At 74.6% G+C, this 21,070-nt stretch carries 18 protein-coding genes; 7 read left to right on the forward strand and 11 right to left on the reverse strand.

The window, feature by feature from the left end; all coding sequences use genetic code 11:
* Positions 1-207 precede the first annotated feature (207 nt).
* Positions 208-1,539, forward strand: coding sequence for a condensation domain-containing protein (locus ACF09K_RS19885; RefSeq protein ID WP_392245539.1), 1,332 nt, complete (start codon positions 208-210; stop codon positions 1,537-1,539).
* A 60-nt stretch (positions 1,540-1,599) separates the two neighbouring features.
* Positions 1,600-2,118 (forward strand): RNA polymerase sigma factor, encoded by a 519-nt coding sequence (locus tag ACF09K_RS19890; protein WP_392245226.1) that lies wholly within the window; start codon positions 1,600-1,602, stop codon positions 2,116-2,118.
* 224 nt (positions 2,119-2,342) lie between these two features.
* Here ACF09K_RS19890 and ACF09K_RS19895 read toward each other — a convergent pair whose 3' ends face one another.
* A complete protein-coding gene (locus ACF09K_RS19895; protein WP_392245227.1) occupies positions 2,343-3,074 on the reverse strand; it encodes a PAS domain-containing protein in 732 nt (243 codons plus the stop codon).
* 720 nt (positions 3,075-3,794) lie between these two features.
* On the opposite strand from ACF09K_RS19895, the gene ACF09K_RS19900 reads away from it, so the two are divergent.
* The gene (locus ACF09K_RS19900) at positions 3,795-5,153 is read left to right on the forward strand and encodes a helix-turn-helix domain-containing protein (RefSeq protein ID WP_392245228.1); all 1,359 of its coding nucleotides are present in this window, start codon (positions 3,795-3,797) and stop codon (positions 5,151-5,153) included.
* Here ACF09K_RS19900 and ACF09K_RS19905 read toward each other — a convergent pair.
* Positions 5,143-5,901 (reverse strand): anti-sigma factor domain-containing protein, encoded by a 759-nt coding sequence (locus ACF09K_RS19905; RefSeq protein WP_392245230.1) that lies wholly within the window; start codon positions 5,899-5,901, stop codon positions 5,143-5,145. The two genes, ACF09K_RS19900 and ACF09K_RS19905, sit on opposite strands and share 11 nt — an antisense overlap.
* A complete protein-coding gene (gene sigK / locus ACF09K_RS19910) occupies positions 5,898-6,464 on the reverse strand; it encodes an ECF RNA polymerase sigma factor SigK (RefSeq protein WP_392245231.1) in 567 nt (188 codons plus the stop codon). The genes ACF09K_RS19905 and sigK overlap by 4 nt, the downstream gene beginning before the upstream one ends.
* Positions 6,465-7,420: 956 nt before the next feature.
* Here sigK and ACF09K_RS19915 point away from each other — a divergent pair.
* From ACF09K_RS19915 to ACF09K_RS19930, 4 genes are all read left to right on the forward strand, one after another.
* Positions 7,421-7,795, forward strand: coding sequence for a hypothetical protein (locus tag ACF09K_RS19915; RefSeq protein ID WP_392245232.1), 375 nt, complete (start codon positions 7,421-7,423; stop codon positions 7,793-7,795).
* 217 nt (positions 7,796-8,012) lie between these two features.
* Positions 8,013-8,684 carry a HEAT repeat domain-containing protein gene (locus tag ACF09K_RS19920; protein ID WP_392245234.1) on the forward strand — a complete coding sequence of 224 codons (672 nt, stop codon included), beginning with the start codon at positions 8,013-8,015 and terminating at the stop codon, positions 8,682-8,684.
* Between the two features lie 3 nt (positions 8,685-8,687).
* The gene (locus ACF09K_RS19925; protein WP_392245236.1) at positions 8,688-9,695 is read left to right on the forward strand and encodes a MerR family transcriptional regulator; all 1,008 of its coding nucleotides are present in this window, start codon (positions 8,688-8,690) and stop codon (positions 9,693-9,695) included.
* Positions 9,696-9,962: 267 nt separating this feature from the next.
* Positions 9,963-11,294 carry an MFS transporter gene (locus ACF09K_RS19930; protein WP_392245238.1) on the forward strand — a complete coding sequence of 444 codons (1,332 nt, stop codon included), beginning with the start codon at positions 9,963-9,965 and terminating at the stop codon, positions 11,292-11,294.
* A 427-nt stretch (positions 11,295-11,721) separates the two neighbouring features.
* Here the strand turns inward: ACF09K_RS19930 and ACF09K_RS19935 are convergent, their stop codons facing one another.
* From ACF09K_RS19935 to ACF09K_RS19970, 8 genes are all read right to left on the reverse strand, one after another.
* Complete coding sequence (locus ACF09K_RS19935) at positions 11,722-12,171, reverse strand: hypothetical protein (protein ID WP_392245239.1); 450 nt, start codon at positions 12,169-12,171, stop codon at positions 11,722-11,724.
* Between the two features lie 25 nt (positions 12,172-12,196).
* Positions 12,197-12,637 (reverse strand): SHOCT domain-containing protein, encoded by a 441-nt coding sequence (locus ACF09K_RS19940; RefSeq protein ID WP_392245241.1) that lies wholly within the window; start codon positions 12,635-12,637, stop codon positions 12,197-12,199.
* A gap of 252 nt (positions 12,638-12,889) precedes the next feature.
* On the reverse strand, positions 12,890-13,516 hold the full coding sequence (locus ACF09K_RS19945) for an HdeD family acid-resistance protein (RefSeq protein WP_392245242.1): 627 nt from the start codon (positions 13,514-13,516) through the stop codon (positions 12,890-12,892).
* A gap of 327 nt (positions 13,517-13,843) precedes the next feature.
* Positions 13,844-14,041: a hypothetical protein gene (locus ACF09K_RS19950; protein ID WP_392245243.1), complete on the reverse strand. Its 198-nt coding sequence runs from the start codon at positions 14,039-14,041 to the stop codon at positions 13,844-13,846.
* 151 nt (positions 14,042-14,192) lie between these two features.
* Complete coding sequence (locus ACF09K_RS19955; protein WP_392245541.1) at positions 14,193-14,705, reverse strand: hypothetical protein; 513 nt, start codon at positions 14,703-14,705, stop codon at positions 14,193-14,195.
* Positions 14,705-16,375, reverse strand: a complete 1,671-nt coding sequence (locus ACF09K_RS19960; RefSeq protein ID WP_392245245.1) for an MFS transporter — start codon at positions 16,373-16,375, stop codon at positions 14,705-14,707. Before ACF09K_RS19960 ends, ACF09K_RS19955 begins: the two co-directional genes overlap by 1 nt.
* A gap of 285 nt (positions 16,376-16,660) precedes the next feature.
* Positions 16,661-19,312 carry a LuxR C-terminal-related transcriptional regulator gene (locus ACF09K_RS19965; RefSeq protein WP_392245246.1) on the reverse strand — a complete coding sequence of 884 codons (2,652 nt, stop codon included), beginning with the start codon at positions 19,310-19,312 and terminating at the stop codon, positions 16,661-16,663.
* Positions 19,313-19,687: 375 nt separating this feature from the next.
* Positions 19,688-20,833 carry a lytic polysaccharide monooxygenase gene (locus ACF09K_RS19970; RefSeq protein ID WP_392245248.1) on the reverse strand — a complete coding sequence of 382 codons (1,146 nt, stop codon included), beginning with the start codon at positions 20,831-20,833 and terminating at the stop codon, positions 19,688-19,690.
* Positions 20,834-21,070 lie beyond the last annotated feature (237 nt).

Consider the following 21,070-nt stretch of genomic DNA (forward strand, 5'->3'; position numbering starts at 1 on the left):
TGCGCCGGCCGAGCCGACTTCTAGGGAAAACACGCGACTTCGCCGTGCACCGCGTTCCCGTGTGGATTCCGCCGCGCTTCCCGGTGCACCCTCGGAGGGCCCCGATTCCCGCCGAGAGCCGGCGATGACAGGCCGTTCCCGGGTCGTGGACGCGGGAGGCGGACGACGGGGACACCCGAAATGAACGACGGAAAGAAGGCTGACGGCATGCACCGTGCGCTGTGTCCGGTTGAGTCGCTCTACGTGGGCCAGAGAAGCAGGGCCGTGCTGTCCTGCTCCCTGCGCGGACCCGTCGACGTCGAGGCACTGTCGGCCGCGTTCGACGCGATGACGCAGGCGCATCCGACGCTGCGCTCCCGCATCGTCGAGGCGGGCGCGGGCCACGCGCTGCGCCTGCTCGACGAGGACGAGCGGCCCCGCCTGGTCACCCGTACCGGCGCCGAGGACGAGGCCTACGCGGCGGAACTGAACGCCCCCCTGCCCGTCGGGGGGCCGCTGAGCCGCGCCGTGCTGGTCAGCGCGCCGGACGGCGGGAGCCACCTGTTCGTCCTGGTGGTCGACCACACCGTCACCGACGGCCACAGCGGCATCGCGCTGCACAACGCGCTGTGGGACCGCTACCGGACGCTGGTCGAGGGGGAGCGGGACGTCGCCGCCCGGGTGTCCGGCGCGCCCCGGTGGCCGCAGCCCGTCAGCCGGCTGCTGCCCGCGGCCGACGACGCCGACACGGCCGCGTACCTCGGCGGCCGTGTCGAGGAGGCGAGGCGGCACCCGGTCGAACTGGTGCCGTACGACGTGCGGCGGCCGTCCGCGACCGACCGGGCGGCCGACGAGGGCCCGGCCGGGGAGGGGCACATCGAGGTCCGCCGGCTGGCCCTGGACGCGGAACTCACCGCGCGCCTGCGCCGCACGGCACGCGCGGGCGGCGTCTCGGTGCACGCGCTGATCGCCGCGACACTGCTGGCCACGGCCAGGCGGCGCCTGGACGGCGACGGCCCCCGCACGCTCGGCTGCCTCTCCCCCGTCGACCTGCGCTCCCGGCTCTCCCCGCCGCTGCCCGCGTCCGACATGGTGCCCGCGGTCACCACCCACCTGCAGACCCTCGAGGTGTCCGGGACCTCGGACACCCTGGACCTGGCACGTACCGTTCACGCCCGGCTGGGCGACTTCGTCTCGCGCGGTGACCACTTCCACGAGATGCGCATCACGCCGGAGATCCCCCGGAACCCCGCGCTGCAGCTCGCCACGGTGATCGTCACCAACATGGGCGTGGTCCCGGGCCCGCGGCTGCCGAGCGGCCTGGAGGCCGTCGAGGTCCGCCTGGTGCCTGCCCGCGAGCAGTACTTCCCGCAGGCAGGACGCAGTCCCGTCATGGCGTGCGTGGTCTCCTTCGAGGGCCGGCTCGCCATCGAGTTCCCGCACCACACCGCCTGCTTCAGCCCGTCCTTCATGCGGGCGTTCCGCGACGACGTACGGGACGGGCTCCTCGGCCTGGCCGAGACGGCGGGGGCCGAGCCCGCCCGCGCGGCCGCGGGCTGAGCACCGTCCCTTCCGCTCACTCACCCGCCGACCCGGCGCCGTAAGGAGCCCGACCCCGACATGACCACCGTGAGCGAACTCCCCTCCCCCCTGACCCTGCTCCCCCGCGCCCAGGCGGGCGACGAGCACGCCATGAACCACCTGCTGACCGCCATCACGCCGTACGTCGCGCGCATCTGCCGTTCCATCACCCACGACGACGGCGCCGACGCCGCGCAGGAGGCGCTGCTCGCCGTCTACCGCGGCCTGGGCACCCTGCGTGAACCGGCGGCGTTCTACGGCTGGGTGCGCTCGGTGACGGTCCGCGAGGCGGTCCGCGTCGCCAAGCGCAGCGGCGAGGAACGGACCTGTTCGCAGCTGGAGTCGCGGCAGGAGACGAACCCGCTGGACGCCGTGCACATCAGCGACGTGCTGGAACGCCTGTCCCGGGCGCACCGGCAGGTCCTCACCCTGCGTGCCTACGGACTCAACGAGGAGGAGATGGCCGAGGTCCTCTCCCTGCCCGTGGGCACCGTCCGCTCCCGCCTCTTCCGCGCCCGCCGCCGCTTCCAGGAGGCGTGGCAGCCCTCGGCGGCATGAGGCGGACGGCCGGGGCCGGCGTGCCGCACGTCCCGCACGTCCCGTACGTCGAGGGCGTCGGGGGCGGTGTCCGTACGACGGCCGGGGCGGCCGCCCGTGCGACGGCGGCCGTGGCCGGGCCCGTACGACGGGGCGGCCGTGGCGGTGGGCACCGTCACGGCCGCCTGCGGGGGACTCCGCGGCACCCGCGGGATCCGTGGAGGTCGGCGGGCCGCCGCCTGCGGCTACTTCACGCGCTCCGGCAGGACGCGCGGTGGCCACTGGCCGACGGCGAACATCCCCAGCGCGTGCGCGCGCGCCACCAGGGCCGGGCGGTTGGGCGCGTCGAACCTGCGCAGCATCTGCCCGACGCGGTACTCGATCCCCTGACGGCTCAGGTAGAGGCGGGAGGCCAGCTGCGCCGTGGACTCGCCCGCGGCCACTCCTTCCAGGACCTGCGCGTCGAGGGCGCTGAGCACGGGCCCGCCGGAGAGCGCCGGCGCCCGGCCCTTCCCCGGCCGCCGCGCGTCTCCCGTGCGGCGCAGGAGGACGAGGAGACTGGCGACCTCGCCCGAGGGCCCGTCGACGGCGGTCACGGTGACCTCCGCGGAGAAGGTGCGGCCGCTGCCGTCGTGACCGGTGACCTTTTCGGTGAACTGCCGTCGCCGCCCCGAGGCGAGCGCGGCGAACTGTTCCCGCAGGCGTGCGGGATCGGGCGTGCGGAGGAGGTCGAGAAGTCCCGACCCGCACATGTCGTGGGCGCTCGCGCCGAATTGGCGGGCGAATTCGGGATCCGCGCCCCTGATGACCACGTCGCGGGGGGACGCGTGGGCCGTGCAGACCTCCGATGTCGCGTCACCCGACGCGAGGTCGTCTGGTGTGCCGCTCGCGGTGATGCCGCGGTGGGTGCGGGGAACCGGCCGGGCGGCGCGGTTGTCGTTACGGAGCGAAGCGTCGGGGAAACTCGTGGTCGCCACGGACGTACCGTCCTTCTTCCTGCGCATGGGGGGCTGGGAAGGGTTGTCGCCGCGGAACCGGCCGGGTGCGCCGGTGCCTGGGTGTCGGCGGGCGTCCCGTACCGGCACGCGCCACCTCGCCGGTGGCCGGAGCCGGGTGTTCCGCGTCGCCCCGGGCCGGCCGGCGACGGGCGCCGGACTCCCGGGGCGGATCAGGGGCGGAGGTGCCGGCATCGGGAGGACCGGCACCTCGATAACGTTGTCAGGGCCGTTCGGTCCCGCGGCTCGCCTCCCTCGTCCCCGGGGAGGGGCCGTCCGGCACCGGGGGCGCGGCCGGGTCCGCGGCACCGAAGACCACGGCCGGCCGGACGACCGGCCCTCGCGACGGGCCCGGTCGGGCGTGACGCAGCACGGATGACCTCCACGAGACGAGCAGGGGAATCGCATCAGGACGGCACGTTCGAGATTAAGGGGCGGCAACCGCCTTGACAAGGTTTGCCAAGCGAACCGGCCAATCTGTCAACTCGCCTGCGTGTGGCGCGTTTTCGGCATGCGTGACCATCGGCCGGAACATCGGGCGCCAGGGGGCCGGCAGGCCCTCGGAACAGGGAGGTCGACCCGCGCGAAACGGCTTGCCCGCCTTCCGGGCGCTTCCTACAGTGTTGGCAAATCCATCCGCACGGGCGGGCGATCCGGGGACGAGAGCCGCACCGGCCCCGCCGACGGACCAGAGGGGGGAGGATGCTCGAACAGCCGCATTTCGGCCGTCGGCTGAAGAGACTCCGGCTCGAACGGGGCATGAGCCAGGCCGGTCTCGTCGGCGAGGGCCTGTCGACGGGGTACCTGTCACGTCTGGAGTCGGGTGAACGGCCCCCCACCGAACGGGCCGTGGCCTATCTCGCCCGGCGTCTCGGCGTCGACGCGTCCGCGCTGACCGGCCCTTCGGACGGCAGGTCCCTGACCGCGGTGCTGGCCGCCGTGACGTCGGCGCCGCCCGGCACGGACGACACCGCGATCCTGAGCCGCGCGGTCGAGGAGGACGCGGGCGACGATCCCGCCGCCCGCTGGCAGGCCCTGTGGCTGCTGAGCCGTGCCGCCGACCGCGACGGCGACCGGGAGCGGGAGCGCGTACGGCTGCTGGAACTCGTCGAGTTGAGCGACCTGTTGGCGGCCGCGGAACTGCGGACCCGGTCACGCGTGCGGTACGCCCGCTGCACCCGGGCCCTGGGTGACCTGCGGGCGGCGGAACCGGCGGCCGTGGAGGCGCTGTCCGTCGCCCGCGCCGAGGAGCTGTCGGTGGCCGACACCGCGGCCGCCGTGATGGTGCTGATCGACATCGAGACGGAACTCGGCAGACTCGAAGCGGCCGCACGGCACGTCGACGAACTGGAACGGGACCTGTTGCCCGGGGCCACGCCGGCCCTGGCCGCCGAGGCCCTGTGGACGGCCGCCATGGTCAGCGACCGCCAGGGCGACCACGCGGCCGCCCGGACCCGGCTGGAGACCGCCCTGGAACTGCTCCGGGGAGAGGACGACCTGCTCCGGGGCGAGGAGGACCTGCTCCTGTGGACCCGCCTGCGGGCCGCCGCCACCGCCGCCGCGCTGCAGATGTCACCGCCCCACGTGGCGGCCGCCGACCGCTGGCTGAGCGAGGCCGCGGGTGTCCTCGGCCTGATCGGCACTCCCCCGCAGGTGCAGGAACTGCGGGCGCTGCAGGCTCACCTCGCCTTCCACCAGGGCCGGCTGGACGACGCCCGCGGCCTCAGTCACGCCCTGCTGGCCGAGGACGACCTGCTCCTGTCCTACCGTGACCGGGTACGGCTGTCGGTCCTCGACGGCCGGCTGACGATCCTGGCGGGCCGCGTCGACGAGGGCATAGCGGTCCTGGAACAGCTCGGGCGGCAGGCGACGGAGTCGGGGAACCTCGATCTGGCGGCCCACGTCTGGCAGTCCCTCGCCACCACCCTGGCCGGCCTCCGCTCCCGCCGGGCACCGGCGGGGACGCCGGCTCCGGGGCACTCCGGCGGGAGCCGTCGTTCAGGCGGTGAGGGGGATGACGGCGCGGCGGCCGGGCAGCGGGAACCGTCGTTCAGGCGGTGAGGGGGATGACGGCGAGGGGGTCGGTGGTGGGCTGCCGGGAGCCGCCGGCGGGTTCGATCGTGATGCCGACGGCCACAGCGCCGGCCGGCGGGCCCCGCAGGACACGGGAGGCCCGTTCCGCGGCACCCGGCAGAAGACCGGCGGGACGCAGGCCTCCGGCCTCGGCGGCGTACCAGAGCTCGTAGACCTCGTCCCCCTTCAGCGCCGGAAGGTCCTGGGCGGCGAAGACCGCCCGGGCCTCGGAGCGGGACACGACGACGGCTGCCGCGCCCCCTCCGGTCAGCGCTGCGGTGTGGAGGGTGGCGTCGGGCGCCGTCACGACCTCGGTGAGAGCCCGGCCGGCCGCGTCCGCGCGGGCGGCCCGGTCGCGGGCGTCGTCGGCCCGGGAGTGCTGCCATGCGGCGACTCCGCCGAGGAGGGCGGCCGCGGCGGTGCTCGCGGCCAGTGCGAAGCGCACGGCCCGGTGCCCGGCCCGGTGTCCGGCACGGTGTCCGGCCTCCGGCGGACGGCGGGGGCGGTCCTGGGTGGTCCGGCTGATGGCGTCGAGGGTGCGGGCCCGCACGTGCGGCGGCACGGAGGCGCTCTCCGCGCCGGCGAGGCGCGTGACGATCTCCAGGTGTGCGGCCATCTCCGCGCGGCAGTCCGCGCAACCGGCGAGATGCTCCTCGAACGCGGCTTCCTCGGCCGGGGGCAGGGCGTGCAGGACGTAGGCGCCGACGGCGAGGTGCAGGTCTCCCCCGGATGTCATGTGCCGGTCTCCAGGCAGGCGCGCAGCTGCCGCAGCCCCGCGCGCATGCGCGATTTCACCGTGCCCTCGGGGGTGGACAGCGCGTCGGCGACCTCGAGGTAGGTCAGGCCCTGGTAGAAGGCGAGCACGAGAGGGACGCGCTGCCGGGGCGTCAGCGCGGCCAGGCACCGGTAGACGCGCCGCTGTTCGTCACGCTCCTGCACGGTTTCCGCGACCTGGTCGAAGGCTCGTTCCGCCAGGAGCCGCCCGGCGCGCCGCTCGCGTTCGGCGCCGGCGTGGGCGGCCCGCACCCGGTCCACCGCGCGGCGGTGGGCGAGGGTGAGCACCCACGCCTTGGCCGTCCCGCGTCCGGGGTCGTAGCGGCCCGCGGTGCGCCAGATCTCGACCATGACCTCCTGGGTCACCTCCTCCGCCTGAGCGGCGTCCCGCAGGATCCGGCGGACCAGTCCGAGGACCGCGGCGGAGAAGGCGTCGTAGACCCCGGCGAACGCGTCCTCGTCGCCACCGGCGACACGGGTCAGCAGGTCCTCCGCTCGCGCGCCCGGCTCGGTTCCGTGTGGCAAGCCCTGCTCTCCTCGTGCCCGGTGCTCCCGGCCGCCCTGGCCCGGCGTCCGCCCGCTCCGACTCTGGCACCGGTCGGCACGATGCGCAGTGCGGCGGTGGCACGAGAGTGAGACCGGGACGGAGACCGGCGCGCGGGGGTGCGGGTGCCGACGCGGCGCGTCCGGCCAGGGGTGTCGCGGTCGCGGCTCCGGCCGGGTCACGACGCGCACGGTCCTGCCACCGGTCCCGGGGACCGCGGTGACCGGCCCTCCCGCCCGGCGGGCGGTCACCGGGCCGGGGCCGCCGCGCTCGTCGCCGGCCGGCCGCCGACGGCGGCCGGGCAGGTCCTCGCCGTGGTCGGCGACGGCGGTCGCCGGCCGCCCGTCGCGCACGGCGGGCGCCGGCCGACGGGCGCCGTGGGCGCGCCGAACGGCGCCGGACACCGGTTCGGACACCACGGGCACGGTTTCTTCCGCCCGGCCGGACGGTGCGTTCGCCCTCGGCCGCCGTCCGGTGACGCGGCGGGCGACGACGGCCGGCGCGTGCGGACCGCGGGGCGGGGGGACGACGTGCTGCGGCGTCACCGGCAGTGGCGCGGTGACAGGCATGACCGGCTCCTTCGAACGACGCGACCGATGCGTGAGCACCCTTCGAGGGTGATTCGTCGCCGCGAGGCCGGCGGACGAGGCCGGCGGCCGGGGCGGAGCGGCCGGCCGGGCGATTCGCGGAGACACCGCTTCCGCGCTCATGTCGTCTCACTCCGCGTGACGGACCTGGTCGTTCCCGCGGTGCCGAGATTTCCGTCCCGTCGCCTCATCCGTCGTGCCGACGGCGCCGAATCCCTCATGTCCGGCACGGCGAGGCGCAAGGCAGTGCTCCTCCCGACACCCCGGCCGCGCCACCCGCGTGACCGGCCGGGCCGGGAAGGACGGCCCCTCGACGTGCTCGCCGCCGACTTGTCGAAGGAGATACGTCGATGACCGCATCCATGCGAGTCCGCCGCCTGGTGGCCGGAGCCGCCGCGACGGGACTGCTGGCCGGAGGCGCCGCGCTCGGCATGTCCGGCACCGCCAGTGCGGCTCCCGCGCCCGCGCCCACCGTCGCCACGGCCACCGGGGACCACCACGACAGGTGCGAGTGGAAGCAGGGCCACTGGGAGAAGACGTGGGTCAAGGGCCACTGGGAGAAGAAGCCGGTTCACCACAAGACCTGGGTCAAGGGTCACCACGACAAGCACGGCACCTGGCACAAGGGCCACTGGAAGCACCACCACTCCTACGAGTGGGTCCACGTCCCCGGTCACTGGGAGAAGGCGTGGGTCAAGGGGCACTGGGACTGCAAGCACCACTGAGATGAACCCCTCGGGTGGGGCCGGGTCGCGCCACGGCCCGGCCCCCGCGCAGGTCCGCCCGGCCGCTTCACCCCGGGCCCTCTCCCGGCTCGGCTCCGGGACACGGGAGGCCCCCGGCCTCGCCCTCGCCCTCGCCCCGGCCCTGGTCTTGACCTCGCCTCGACCTTGACCTTGACACGGTGACAAGGCCTTCACTGCTTGCCGGGAGGTGGTTCCCATGACCACGGCAAGGCAGGACACGGAGGCGGTCCGGGCGCTCCGGGACCTGGAGGACGGGCGTCCGTCCGTGCGGCTGCGGGCGGCTCTGGCGGTCGGCACGACGCCGGATCCGCGCTTCGTCGACAAGTTGCTGGAACGATGCGCGGTCGAGCCCGAGTTCCTCGTCCGCGACATGCTGACCTGGGCGCTCACCCGTCATCCGGTGTCCCTGACGCTTCCCGGGCTGCTGCGTGAGGTCCGTTCGGAGCGCGCACGGGCACGGAGCCAGGCGCTGCACACACTCTCCAAGATCGGGGACCGGCGGGCGTGGCCGGCGATCACGGGCGCGCTCCTGTCCGACGCCGACGACGAGGTGGCGCGGAGCGCCTGGCGGGCAGCGGTCGTCCTCGCACCGCAGGGTGCGGAGCCCGGGTTGGCCGCGGCGCTGGCGACGCAGCTCGGGCGCGGTGGCCGGGAGACGCAACGGAGCCTGAGCCGGGCGCTGGTGGCGCTGGGCGACGTCGCCGCGCCGGCCCTGCACGGCGCGCTGACGGCCGCTGATCCGGACGTGCGCGCGCACGCGCTCGCCACCGAACGGCTGTTGCGCGACCCGGACGCCGGATTCGGGTTCGCGGTCGAGGAGGCGAAGCGTGTCGTGGCCCTCGGCGGGCCGGATCCGGAGGGACGATAGGAGGTGTTGATCGGTGAGGTGGCGCGGCGGTCCGGGGTCAGTGCCCGCATGCTCAGGCATTACGAGTCGCTCGGCCTGATCCGGCCCTCGGGCCGTACGGGTTCGGGCTACCGGGAGTACTCCGGCGACGACATCCGGCGGATCTTCCACATCGAGAGCCTGCGTTCGCTGGGGCTGCCGCTGCGGGAGATCGGACGCGCGCTCGACGACCCCGGCTTCACGCCCTCGGCGCTCGTCGACGACCTCATCCGCCGGACGCGTGAACGCATCGCGGCCGAGACCGAGTTGCTCACACGGCTCCGCCGGATCGATGCCGTGGAACCCGCCGGCTGGGAGGACGTCCTCCAAGTCGTCGCCTTTCTGCAGGCGCTGGGATCACAGAGCGCCAACACACGCCAACGCGCGGTCCTTTCCTCGGTCGACGGGGTCCCGGTGCCGGTGGAGGCCCTGGTCGAGGCGGTTCTGGGCGAGAGCGAGCCGAACGTCGCCGGAGCCCTCCGCTGGGCGCTGGCGCGGTCGGGCGACGGCGCCGGCGCCACGTCGCTGCTGGCCGACGGCCTCGGGTCGCCGGTGGCCGCGGTGCGCGAACGCGCCGTCCGGTGCCTCGCCGCGCTGCCCGGTGACGAGGCCGCCGCCCGGCTGCGGGACGCCCTCGCGCACCCCGACGCCGCGGTCCGCGACCACGCGGCCCTGGTGCTCGGGACGCGTGGCGTGGCCGATGCGGTCCCGACGCTCATCGACATGATCGTGCGGGGAAGGAACGACACCGACGCGGCCGATGCGCTGAGCGTGCTGGCGTCGGGCGACACCGCCGCGCCGGAGCGGATCGCCACCGGACTCGTCGAGCGCCTCGCCCACGCCCCCGCCGGCGCGCGCGTACGGCTGACCCAGGCGCTGGCGGACATCCCCGGGGCCACGGCGTCACGCGCGCTCACGGAGCTGTCGCGGGACGGGGACGACGCCGTCGCGCTGACCGCGGTCTGTCTCCTGCGCCTGCGCGACACGCGGTGACGCCCCCGGGCCACCCGGTGGGACGAGGGGCCGCCGCCTTCCGCACCGGACGGCCGGGAACTATCGTTCCGGTACGGCGAGTGCCCCGTGAGGAGTTTCGACATGGTCGGTTTCCCGAGCGCGCGTTGACGTCGTAGGCCGTGACCGGCCTGTCATCGCGTGCTGCCTTCGATGGTGCGGCACAGCGAGCCTTCCCCTGCCCGGACCGCCGGTGCGCCTTCGTGGGCCCGGTGGCGGGACTCGTCGTCGGCAACACAAGGGATTCGCGTGCCGTCCACCACCTCCGCCGTATCCGATTCCGGTCGTCCCGTTCCGTCGGGCCTGTGGCGGGACGCCGCCTTCCGCGGCCTCTGGCTGGGTCAGACGGCCTCTCAACTCGGCGAGCACGCCGGCCTGGTGATCCTGCCGCTCTTCGCCGTCCTGACGCTGCACGCCGGTGCCGGCGAGCTGGGTGTCCTCCGCGCGGTGGGACAGGCGCCGGTCCTGCTGCTCTCGCTCTTCGTCGGGGCGTGGGTGGACGGGTGGCGGACCCGCACGACGATGATGCTCGCGGACGCCGGCCGGGCCCTGGTCCTGGGCGCCGCCGCCGTGGCCGCCGTCCTGGGCTGCCTCGGCATGCCCGCGCTGCTCGCCGTCGCCTTCGTCCTCGGTGCCCTGTCCGTGTTCTTCGACGTGGCCTACCAGTCGTCTCTCGTACGGCTCGTGAGACGCGATCAGCTGGTCCGGGGCAACAGCGCGCTCGAGGGCAGCCGGTCCGCCGCCCAGATCGGCGGCCCCGCCCTCGGCGGTGGACTGGTCTCCGTGCTGTCGGCGCCGTTCGCCGCGGCCTTCGGCGCACTGTTCTTCGCGCTGTCGTTCCTGTCGGTCCGGCGCATCCGTCGGGCCGAGTCGATTCCGGATCGCCCGGAACGTCCGCCCCGGGCCCGGCAGCGGATTCGTGAGGGCCTGCGTTTCGTCGTCGGCGACCCCGTGCTGCGGGCCGTGTGTCTGGCCTCGGCCGCCTTCCAGTTCTGCTTCGCGGCGATGATGACCGTCTACCTGCTCTTCCTTCCCGGGGAACTGCACCTGTCGGGCGCCGTCGTGGGGCTCGCGCTCGCCGCGGCGGGACCGGGCGCGCTCCTCGGCTCGCTGCTGGCCGCCCGCCTGCCGAACCGGTTCGGTCATGGTGCGGTGCTCGTGACCGCGGCGGCCCTCGGCGACGGCGCGTTCCTGTGCGTGCCCGCGCTGCACGGCTCCTCCGCGGTGACGGTCGCCGTACTCCTCGCGGTCGGTTTCGTGTTCGGGGCCGGGGGCCAGCTGGTGAACGTCACGGTGACGGCTGTCCGGCAGGCCGTCACTCCGGACGGCATGCAGGGCCGCGCGGCCGCGACGATCACGTTCGCCGGCATGGGACTCACACCGCTCGGTTCCCTGCTCGGCGGGTTCCTCGCGCAGGAGTGGGGGACGCGCACCAGCCTCCTGGTGACGGCGGCGGGGATGCTGCTGTCCCCCGTGCTGATGGCCCTGTCCCCGCTCGTGCGCCTGGGACGGACGCTTCCGGCCCCGCAGGACACGCCACCACCGGCGGCCGACCGCCCCCGAACGGCCACGCTCCCGTAGACGGCAGTGCTCACGCGGACGGCGGTCCTCGCGCAGACGGAGTGCTCACGCGGGGCGGGACTTCTCCTCGTCCCGGGGAGCGCCTCGGCCGGATTCCGGGATCGGGCGGCCTCCGGCCCGCCCGGCCCGGCGGAGCGCCGGGAGGTGCGGTCCGCCGTCGGGACCAGCGGTCGGGCGGACGTCTTCGCCCCGGTGCCGTACCGCGTGACGGAGCGACTCCCCGCCCGTCCGACGGACCGCGTGGGCGCGGTCCGTCGGACGGGCGGGCGGTGGAGGCCGTACTCACCCTCCGGCAGGTCGGGGCCCTCGCCCGTCCCCGTCACCGGCCGGCGCACGGTGCCCGGCGGTGACCGGCGGTGCCCGGCGGGGCCCGGTTCCGGGCCGAAGGGCGGCATCCGGGTGCGTCGGCGCCACCGGACGGGGTGGCTCACCGGTCGCCGGGCGGCACGGTGTCGAAGGGGTCGGCGAAGTCCTCCTTGCGGGCGACGCACAGGGCCCAGATGACGAACCCCGACATCGCGATCATGACGATCGACCACACCGGGTAGTACGGCAGGGACAGGAAGTTGGCGATGACGACGAGTCCGGCGATGGCGACGCCGGCGACCCGCGCCCAGGTCGCCGCCTGGAACAGGCCGACGCTGATGACGACGGCGAGGACTCCCAGGACGAGATGGATCCAGCCCCAGCCGGTGAGGTCGAACTCGAAGACGTAGTTGCGCGTGGTGAGGAAGACGTCGTCCTCGGCGATCGCCATGATGCCGCGGAAGACGTCGAGGATGCCCACGAGCGCGAGCATGACGGCGGCGAAGACCATCAGCCCGGCGGCCCACTCGTACTTCGCCGTGTGGGCACGGGGGGTGTGTGCAGCAGTCATTCCTGCCTCGCTTTCCTGGCCGCGCTCAGTGACGGGACGCGGCGCCGTGGTCGCTCAGGACGAGTTCCTTGGCCCGCCGGAACTCCTCGTCGGAGATGTCGCCGCGGGCGCGGATCTCCGACAGCCGGTTGAGTTCGTCGGCCCGGCTGGGGCCGCCGGTGGTGCCCGCCGCCTCACGGACGTAGGCGTCGAAGGCTTCCTGCTGCTTGTGGGCGTGCTCGATCTCCCGGCGCCCCATGGTCCTGCCGCGGGCGATGACGTAGACGAACACGCCGAGGAAGGGCAGGACGATGACGAACACGAGCCAGCCGGTCTTGCCCCATCCGCTCAGGGTGTCGTCGCGGAAGATGTCCCCGATGATCCGGAAGAGCAGGATGAACCACATGATCCACAGGAAGAACCACAGCATGGTCCAGAACATGCTCAGCAGCGGATAGTCGTAGGCGAGGTATGTCTGTGTGCCCATTTTCGTGCTCCGTTCCGGGCGGGGTGCCCGACTGCCGGTTCCTGCTGTCCTCAGCGTGCGCACGCCGGTCGTGAAGGGCCTCACCCGGGACGGGTGAGATCGTTCCCGGCGGCGCGTCCCCCGGTCTCCGTCCGGTGGACGGGAGAGGGACGGCGGTGGTGGCGCCGCCGGTGGTCCGGTGGCTCCCCCGGTCGCCGGCCCCGCGGGTGAGGGGTCTGGTGCCGCCGCCGCGGGGCCGGCCGGAGACCCGGATCACGCCCTGCGCAGTGCGGCCCGCCAGGCGAAGGCGACGCCCAGCTCGACCAGACCGAGCAGGAGCAGCCACAGTCCGAGGAGCCGGGTGAGGGCGACGACCGACTCGGTGGGCAGGGCCAGCACGACGATGCCGGCGACGACGCCGAGCCCCCCGGCGCCCAACAGGAAGGCGCGGTGGGGCAGGCCTCCGGCCGCCAGGGCCGTGTAGACGGTCAGCATGCCGGTGACGAGCCAGCTGATCCCGACGATCAGCGAGAGCGCGGTGATCGTCTGCAGGGGGTTCCGCAGGCACAGCACCCCGGCCAGCACGTACAGCACCGCGATGAGCAGCCCGGACAGCCGTTCGCCGGGCTCGCGCCGGGCGAAGACGGAGACGAACCGGAACACACCGGTCACCAGCAGGTACAGCCCGATGATCACCGCCAGCACGTGCAGGGTGGCGTCCGGCCAGACCAGCGCCAGCACACCCGGCACGAGGGTCGCCACCGCCGACCCCAGCAGCCAGGTCCACGAGCCGCCGAGCCGCGCCAGCAGATCGGCGGGGTCCTCCGCCCGGCTCGCGGCCGTCCCGCCGACGGGGGATCCCGGTCCGGTCGGCGCCGCCGTACCGTGCGATTCGGTCATGGCTCCTCCTCGTGACACCGGCGTGCCGTCGGCCGGACCGCCGGCGGGACGGTGTGTGGCCCCCACCGAGCCAGCGTCCTGCGCACCACCGGGTGCCGGATCACCCTCGGCGGGTGAGCCGGGTGAGCGCGGCCGGGCCCCGACGGGTGACCGCGGCCGGGCCCGGCGAAGGGACGGGCCGCGAACCGCCGGCCGTCGGGGCGAGGGGCTTGCCCGGCCCTCGCCCTCGCCCTCGCCCTCGCCCTCGTCCTCGTCCTCGTCCTCGTCCAAGGATCGTGCCGGCGCCGCGCGGTCCTCCTGCCGGACCGGGACCGCGGCGTCAGCGGGTCACTCCGGCAGCCGCCGCAGCTCCACCACGTGCAGTCCCAACGACTGGAAGCGGGCCAGCAGTCCGTACAGGTGCGCCTCGTCCACGAGGGGCCCGTACAGCACTGTCTGGCCGGAGATCACCACATGCTCCAGCTCGGGAAAAGCGCTGGTCAGCGTCTCCGACATGTGTCCCTCGACGCGGATCTCGTACTGCATGGGGTGCTCTCCCGCAGGTGACGTCCGCCAGGCCGACTGCCTCCACCGCTTCGATGCTCCGCCCTCGTGTGTCCGTGGGCCTCACCCTGCGCAGGTGACCCGCCGCGCCACGAGCCGACGGCCTGCGTCAGTGGGCCGGTGGGTCAGTGGGTCAGTGGGTGAGGACCAGTTTGAAGGAGACGATCAGCAGGCCGAGGACCAGGTTGACCGCGGCGCTGCCCGCCACCTGGCTCCAGGCCGCCCCGGCCCGGCGGGCGGCGGCCATCGACCAGCCCACCTGACCCGCCACGGCGACGGCCAGCGCCAGCCACAGGGTGCCCGGCATGTCCAGATCCAGCAGCGGGCTGACCGCCACCGCTGCGGCGGGCGGGACCGCGGCCTTGACGATCGGCCACTCGTCCCGGCACACGTGCAGCACGACCCGGCGGTCCAGGGGCTGCTGCGCGATCCGCGCGCCGAACAACTGGGCGTGCACGTGCGCGATCCAGAACACCACGCCCGTGAGCAGCAACAGCAGGACCAGTTCCAGTCGCGGGAACGAGCCCAGGGCGCCGGCCCCGATGACGACCGAGGCCGCGAGCATCGACCCGTAGACGCCCCCGGTGTAGTCGGCGTGCGCCCGGCGTTCGGCGGTGCGGGCCGCGGCATGGCCGGTCCGGGACATCACGGGCCCTTCTCCGGGTTTCCCGGGTTTCCCGGGTTTCCCGGGCCCGCGCGCCGCCCCGGCCGCCTGCTCGTCGGTGCCGGTCCGGGGCCCTTCCCGGGCGCGCCGTCGGCGGGCAGGTGCCGGGTGACGAGGAAGCTCGCCAGGGTGACGCCCCCGGTCGCCAGGACGGCCGCCTTCAGGCCGTCGAGCTGGGCCGAGGCGTAGGACTCGGTGAGGGCGTCCACCTCGGAGGGGGGCAGCCCGGCCTGTTCGGCCGCCGAGCGCACCTGGTCGGTGGGGACGAAGCTGACGCCGGCCTCCAGGGCGATGCCGGTCTGCCGGCGGGCCTCGTCCGACAGACGGGGGTCGTCCTCGACCTGCGTGCTGAAGACCTGGACCAGGGAGCCGATCAGGATGGATCCGATGAGGGCCGTGCCCAGCGCGGAGCCCAGGTTCTGGGCGGTGAACTGCAGCCCTCCGACTTCGCTGCGCTCCTGCTCGCCGACGCTGGACTGCACGACGTTGCCGAGTTGCGAGGCGAGCAGGCCCATGCCGAGGCCGAGGAGTGCCATGGCCCCGAAGAACTGGGCGTCGTCGATGGCCGGGTCGATGGTGGCCAGCAACCACACGACGGAGCCCAGCAGCGTCAGCAGAGCCCCCCGCACGACCCGGCGGGGTCCCACCCTCCGCCCGATCCGGGCCGCCCCCAGGGAGGCCGCGAGCATGGTGACGGAGACCGGCAGCAGCCGCAGTCCCGTCTGGAAGGCGTCGAACCCCTGCACGACCTGCAGGTACAGCGGTATGGCGAAGAACAGGCCCAGCAGGATGAGGTTCTGGCTCAGCAGCGTCATCAGCCCCGAACTCAGCGCCGGTCGGCCCAGGAGGGACAGGTGGACCAGGGGATCTTGGCCGCGGGCCTCCCGGCGTCTCTCCCGGACACGGAAGAGGGCGAGGACGGCCGCCCCGGCGGCGATGACGAACAGGGTGGGGGCGAAGCCCAGGACCGTGAAGGGGGCGTTGCGGGGCTGCACCCATCCCCAGGAACTGCTCTGCAGCACCCCGAGCACGCCCAGTCCGAGCCCGGCCGCCGACAGCACGGCGCCGACGGCGTCCAGCCCGGGGCGCCGGCCGCTCGGGGGGCTCGGGGGGATCGCCCGCCGGAAACAGAGCACGGCCGCCACGACCAGGACCTCGCCGGCGAAGACCAGACGCCAGGTGAGGTAGGTCGTCACCCAGCCGCCCAGCAACGGACCCACCGCGATGCCGGCGCCGGCGAGACCGCCGATGACGCCGTAGGCGACGGCGCGGTCCCGCTCGTGGTAGGACTCGGCGACGAGGGCGGCCATGGACGGCAGCACCAGGGCGGCGCCGAGCCCCTCGACGACCGACCAGCCCACCGCCAGGACCCCCAGGGTGGGGGCGACGGCGGTCAGGGCCGATCCGACGCCGTAGACGGCCATGCCGAGCAGGAAGACCCGCCGGCGTCCGAGGATGTCCCCGAGCCGGCCTCCGGTGATCATGAAGGCGGCCATGACCAAGGCGTACAGCGTGATGACGGCCTGGATGGCGGTGACCTCGGTGTCGAAGTCCTCGACGAGCCGGCTGATGGACACGTTCATCACGGAGGTGTCCAGCACCATCAGGAACTGGGCCGTCCCCAGGACGATCAGAGCACGCCACCGTCTCACGGTCTCCACCTCACCGAATCGGCCCGGCGCGGGCGCCGGTGTCCGGACGGCGGCCGACGGGCGCGCCGCCGCTGCCATCACACCCCCGGACGCCCGACGGGCGCCTCACCCGTGACGGGCGAGGCGGGCACGATCGCGAAGGCCGAAGGCGACGCGACCGCCAAGGCCGGGAGCCAGGCGCCCGCTGACCGGCCCGCCCAGCCCGCCCCGCTTGGCCCAGCCCGGCCCGGCTCGGCCGGCCCCGGATCCGGAGCGTCGGCGGGCGGGCGCCCCGCCGGGGCGCGGTCACAGCAGCCGCAGCTCGCGCGCCCGCCGCACGGCGTCGCCGCGCCGGTTCACCGACAGCTTCCGGTAGACGCTCTTGAGGTGGGTCTTCACCGTGTTCACCGACACGAACAGATCGGCGGCGATGTCCTCGGTCGACATCATCTGGGCGAGCCGCTGCAGCACGTCACGCTCACGTCCGCTCAGCCGCTCCACGAGGACCGGTGCCGGCCCGGTCGCGGAGGGGGGCGGATCGCCGCCCGGCACGGGCCCCGGCACGAGCCAGCCCGCGGCCAGTCCCCGCAGGGGTTCCGTGGCCAGGAGAGGCCCGATCCAGGGGCCGGCCTCCAGGAACGGCCGCCGCAGCTGCTCGCGCCGGGCCTCCCTGAGCGTCCGGGCGAGAAGCCCGCGGGCGGTGGCGACGTCGCCCGCCGCGTGCGCGGCCTGCGCCCGCACCAGGGCGGCGCGGACGGTCACCGCCGGGCCGGCGGACCCGCGGGCCGTGACGGCGTCGAGGAGGCGCAGGGCCGCGTCCCGGTCGCCCGCGGCGAGACGGGCCCGCGCGGCGCCCACGGCGCACGCCGGCTGCTCGTCGGCCACCGGCTCCAGCGCCTCGGCGGCCGCGTCCGGGCGGCCCTCGGCCAGGTGGACGGCCGACGCGACCAGGGCGGCGTGGCCCCTCGCCCAGGGTGAGGCCGCCCCGGTGGACAGGGCCGGGTCCGTGGCCGCCAGGGCGGCTTGCGAACGGCCCCGGGCCAGGAGCAGGCGAGCCGCCGCGACGCCCCGGCCCGCGGCGGCCACCGGGTCCGGCGCCGCCGCGTCGGACGGGCGGCCGAGCAGGGCCTGGGCCCGGCCCAGGTCGTCGCGGTCGACGGCCACCGCGGCCAGGACCAGCCGCCCCAGTTCCGTGCCGGACGGCTCGGGCAGGCCGAACCGCTCCGACTCGGCCATCGCCGCGGCGACCTTGCGTTCCGCCCTGCCGGGCCAGCCGTCCAGGTAGTCGATGAGCGCGAGGTGCTCCAGGGACTCCTTGCGCGGGAGCGCCGTGGGGGCGCAGCCCGGGCCGTGGGCCACCGAGGCGAGGGCGGCCCGGGCCGCGGCGAAACGCCCGGCCCACAGCCGCGTCGCCCCCAGGTGCGTCAGCAGCAGCGCGAAGACTTCCGGATGCCGGTCCAGCAGGTGGGAGGGGACCTCCCGGAGCAGTTCCCGGGCCGCTTCGGCGGCCTGCTCGGCCCGCTCCGGACAGCCGGCCAGCCGGGCCGCCAGGGCCTCCAGCAGGGCACAGCTCAGCTGGGCCGCCGCCGGCTCGCACGCGTCGGCCGCCAGTTGTTCCTCGGCGTGCCGGAGGTGGGCCAGACCGCGGTCGAGGTCGTACCGGGACAGGTCGCGGGCCGCGCGGACGAGGTCCGCGGCGGGACTCGGCGCCCCGGGTTCCAGGCCGGCGAACAGCTCGGTCAGGTCGTCGGCGCGCAGACCGGTGAAGAGCTGCCCGATCGCCAGGTCGTCGACGAGGGCGCGGGAGGTGAACTCCCAGTCCCCCGCGGCGGCGCCGTGGGCGAGCATCTCCGCGAGGGAGCCCGAGCGCCGCAGCCACCGCGCGGCCCGCCGGTGCAGTTCGGGCTCCAGGCCGGGGGAACGCTCCCGCAGATGGGCCCGGAGGATCTCCCGGAACAGCGGATGCAGGCGGTACCACCCGTGCCCGAGGCGCTCGACGAACGCGTTCTCGCGGTGCAGCGCGGCGAGGAGGGGCTCGGCGTCGCCGCGTCCGGTCAGGGTGTTCACCAGATCGGCGCAGAAGCGGTCCAGGACGCTGACGCGCAGCAGGAGGTCCTGCGTCCGGGACGTCTGCCGCCTGAGCACCTCGGCCAGCAGGAAGTCGGCGATCGTACTGCGCCCCGCCTCGAACTCCTTCAGGTAGAGAGCCGGGTCCGGGCTCTGCCGCGCGGCCAGGGCGCACAGCCGGAGGCCGGCCGCCCATCCCCCGGTGCGGTCCACCAGCGCCCCCGCCGCCGCGAGGGACAGGTGCAGTCCGTGCAGTTCCAGCAGCGCGGCCGCCTCCTCGGGGGTGAAGGCCAGTTCGGCGCCGCGGACCTCGGTCATCTCCCCGGCCGCCCGGTAGCGGTGCAGCGGGAGCAGCGGCTCGGTACGGGTGACCAGCACCAGACGCAGTCCCGGCCCCGCGTGGCGCAGCACGAAGTCCAGCTGCCGCGAGATCTCCGGGGCGGTCACGCGGTCGTACTCGTCGATCACCACGACCACGGGGTGGTCCCGGCCGCTGAGTTCCGCGGCGAGCCGGGTCAGTAACGTGTGGTTCACCCGGCCCGCGTCGGCGGGAGAGCCGATCTCGGCGGGCAGCGGCACACCGGCGCTGCGCAGTGCCTGGAGCAGATGTGCCCAGAACACCCCCGGCCCCTGGACCATCCGGTCCAGGGTGAGCCAGGCGACCGGCTGCGGCAGGTGGGCGGCCCACTCCGCCACCAGCAGGGTCTTGCCCGCGCCGGCGGATCCGTTGACCATCGTCAGCGGCGATGCCCGGTCCAGATGCCTGACCAGCCGCTCGCGGCGCAGGAAGGTGCCGGGTCTCGCGGGCGGGACGAAGCGCGTCCGCAGAAACGGATCTCCCAGCGGATCGACGCACGGAACAGCAGCTCCGTGCGGGGTTCCATCGTTCACCACCACGACGCTCACCACCCCGTCCCAGCAGGTCACGGGTCCGTGCTCCCGCCACCAGCATCCCCGTTATCCCGCCGTCCCGCGCGTCGCGCGTCGCGCGGGCCCGGCGGTTGGGCCCGCACCGTGTGCGAACGCACGGCGGCGCCGGCTCCCGCGCGAGGGCGGGGGCCGGCGCCGCCTCGGACCGCGGCCGGGGTGTTCGTCCGGGCCGGACCGGATCGTGCCGAACCATGCAGGATCGTTCTGCACCGGACCGGACCGGACCGGCCAGGCCGGATCGGGCCAGGCCGGAGCGGGCAGACCTCGCGAGCCCGATCCTGCCCTGCCCTGCCCTGCCCTGCCTTGCCCGGTCCGGTCCGGTCCGGAGGAGCGGTCCTACGGACTGACGCAGCCGATCGAGCCGACCGGGAAGTTGTTGCCGGTGGACGTCGCGGTGAAGCCGAAGGTGACGCTGCCGTCCGGCGGAACGGTCCGGTTGTAGTCGAGGTTCCCGACCGTGACCGTGCCGTCGGATCCGTTGCTCAGCGCGCCGTTCCAGACGCTGCTGATCTTGGTGCCCGTGCCGGGAGTCCACCGCACGGCCCAGCCGTCGCGCGCCGTCGTGCCGTGGTTCATGACCTCTACCGAGCCCTGGAAGCCGCCGCCCCAGGAGTTGGTCACGTTGTACACGGCCATGCACCCGGTGTGCGGGTCGGTCGGCGTCGAGGTGGGCGTCGAGGTCGGAGTGGAGGTGGGCGTCGAGGTCGGGGTGGAAGTGGGGGTGGAGGTCGGGGTGGTCGTCGGGGTCGGGGTGGTGCCCGAGCCCCTGATGCCCGTCACCTCGCCGTTGCCGCCGTCGAAGACGATGTCCGAGCAGGAGAAGAAGTTCTCCTGGCTGTCCGAGCGGACCCACTGGATGAACATCACCGCGTCACCGGAGCGGCCCGAGGGGAGGTTCAGGTTCCAGTAGTAGTGGCCGCCGTCGGCGCCCGGCGAGCCCGTCTGCGGCGGGTCGGTGACCGTCTGGATCAGCTCCAGGTCGTCCCAGCCCAGTTCGGTGCTGGGCGAGTAGCCCGGCTTGGACAGGTACACCCGGAACGACCCCGGGTGCGCGGCCCAGTTGCTGTGCTTGACCTGGATCGTCTTCCCGGAGGTGAGGTGCGTCCGGGGCCAGTCGGAGCGGGCGGCGTTGTAACCGGTGAAGTTGTACGGCGACTTGTCGCCGGCGCTGCACAGCTTCCCGTCCGGGACGTAACCGGGGCCGCGGCCGCCGGCGTTGGAGTCGAGCACGGCGAACCAGTTGTACAGCGCGGTCGGGCCGCTCTCGTTGAGCGCGGCCCGGCAGGCCGGGTTGGTCGGGTCCAGGGAACCGGTGCTGGTCTTGGCGTCCAGGGAGCAGAGGTAGGTCCTCGACCCGGGTGTCATCGTGACGCCGTGCGCCTGTGCGTCGCCCTGGCCCAGCAGGGCCAGACCGAGTCCGCCGAGCAGCGTCGCCAGCACCGCGGCCGCCAGCGGGACGAGTCGGTTGTTGCGTCGAGCCATGGTGTCTCCTGTGCCTGTGGGGGGGTGGGCCTCCGGTCGTTCTCCTCTCCTCTCCTTTCTCGTCTCCTGCGCGGTTCACCGTCCGGTGATGGAGCCCCCGCCCGTCCGGGGAGGAAGCCTCCGGACGGGCGGGGGGATCTGGGGGCGGTCCGGCGATCACACCGGAGACCACCGGGCCGGTGCGGTGGGTGACGGGGCCGGACCGCGGGGCGGGTCCCGGTACGGCGACACCGTCGC

The sequence above is a fragment of the Streptomyces sp. NPDC014882 genome (assembly GCF_043081325.1).
Lineage (GTDB): Bacteria > Actinomycetota > Actinomycetes > Streptomycetales > Streptomycetaceae > Streptomyces.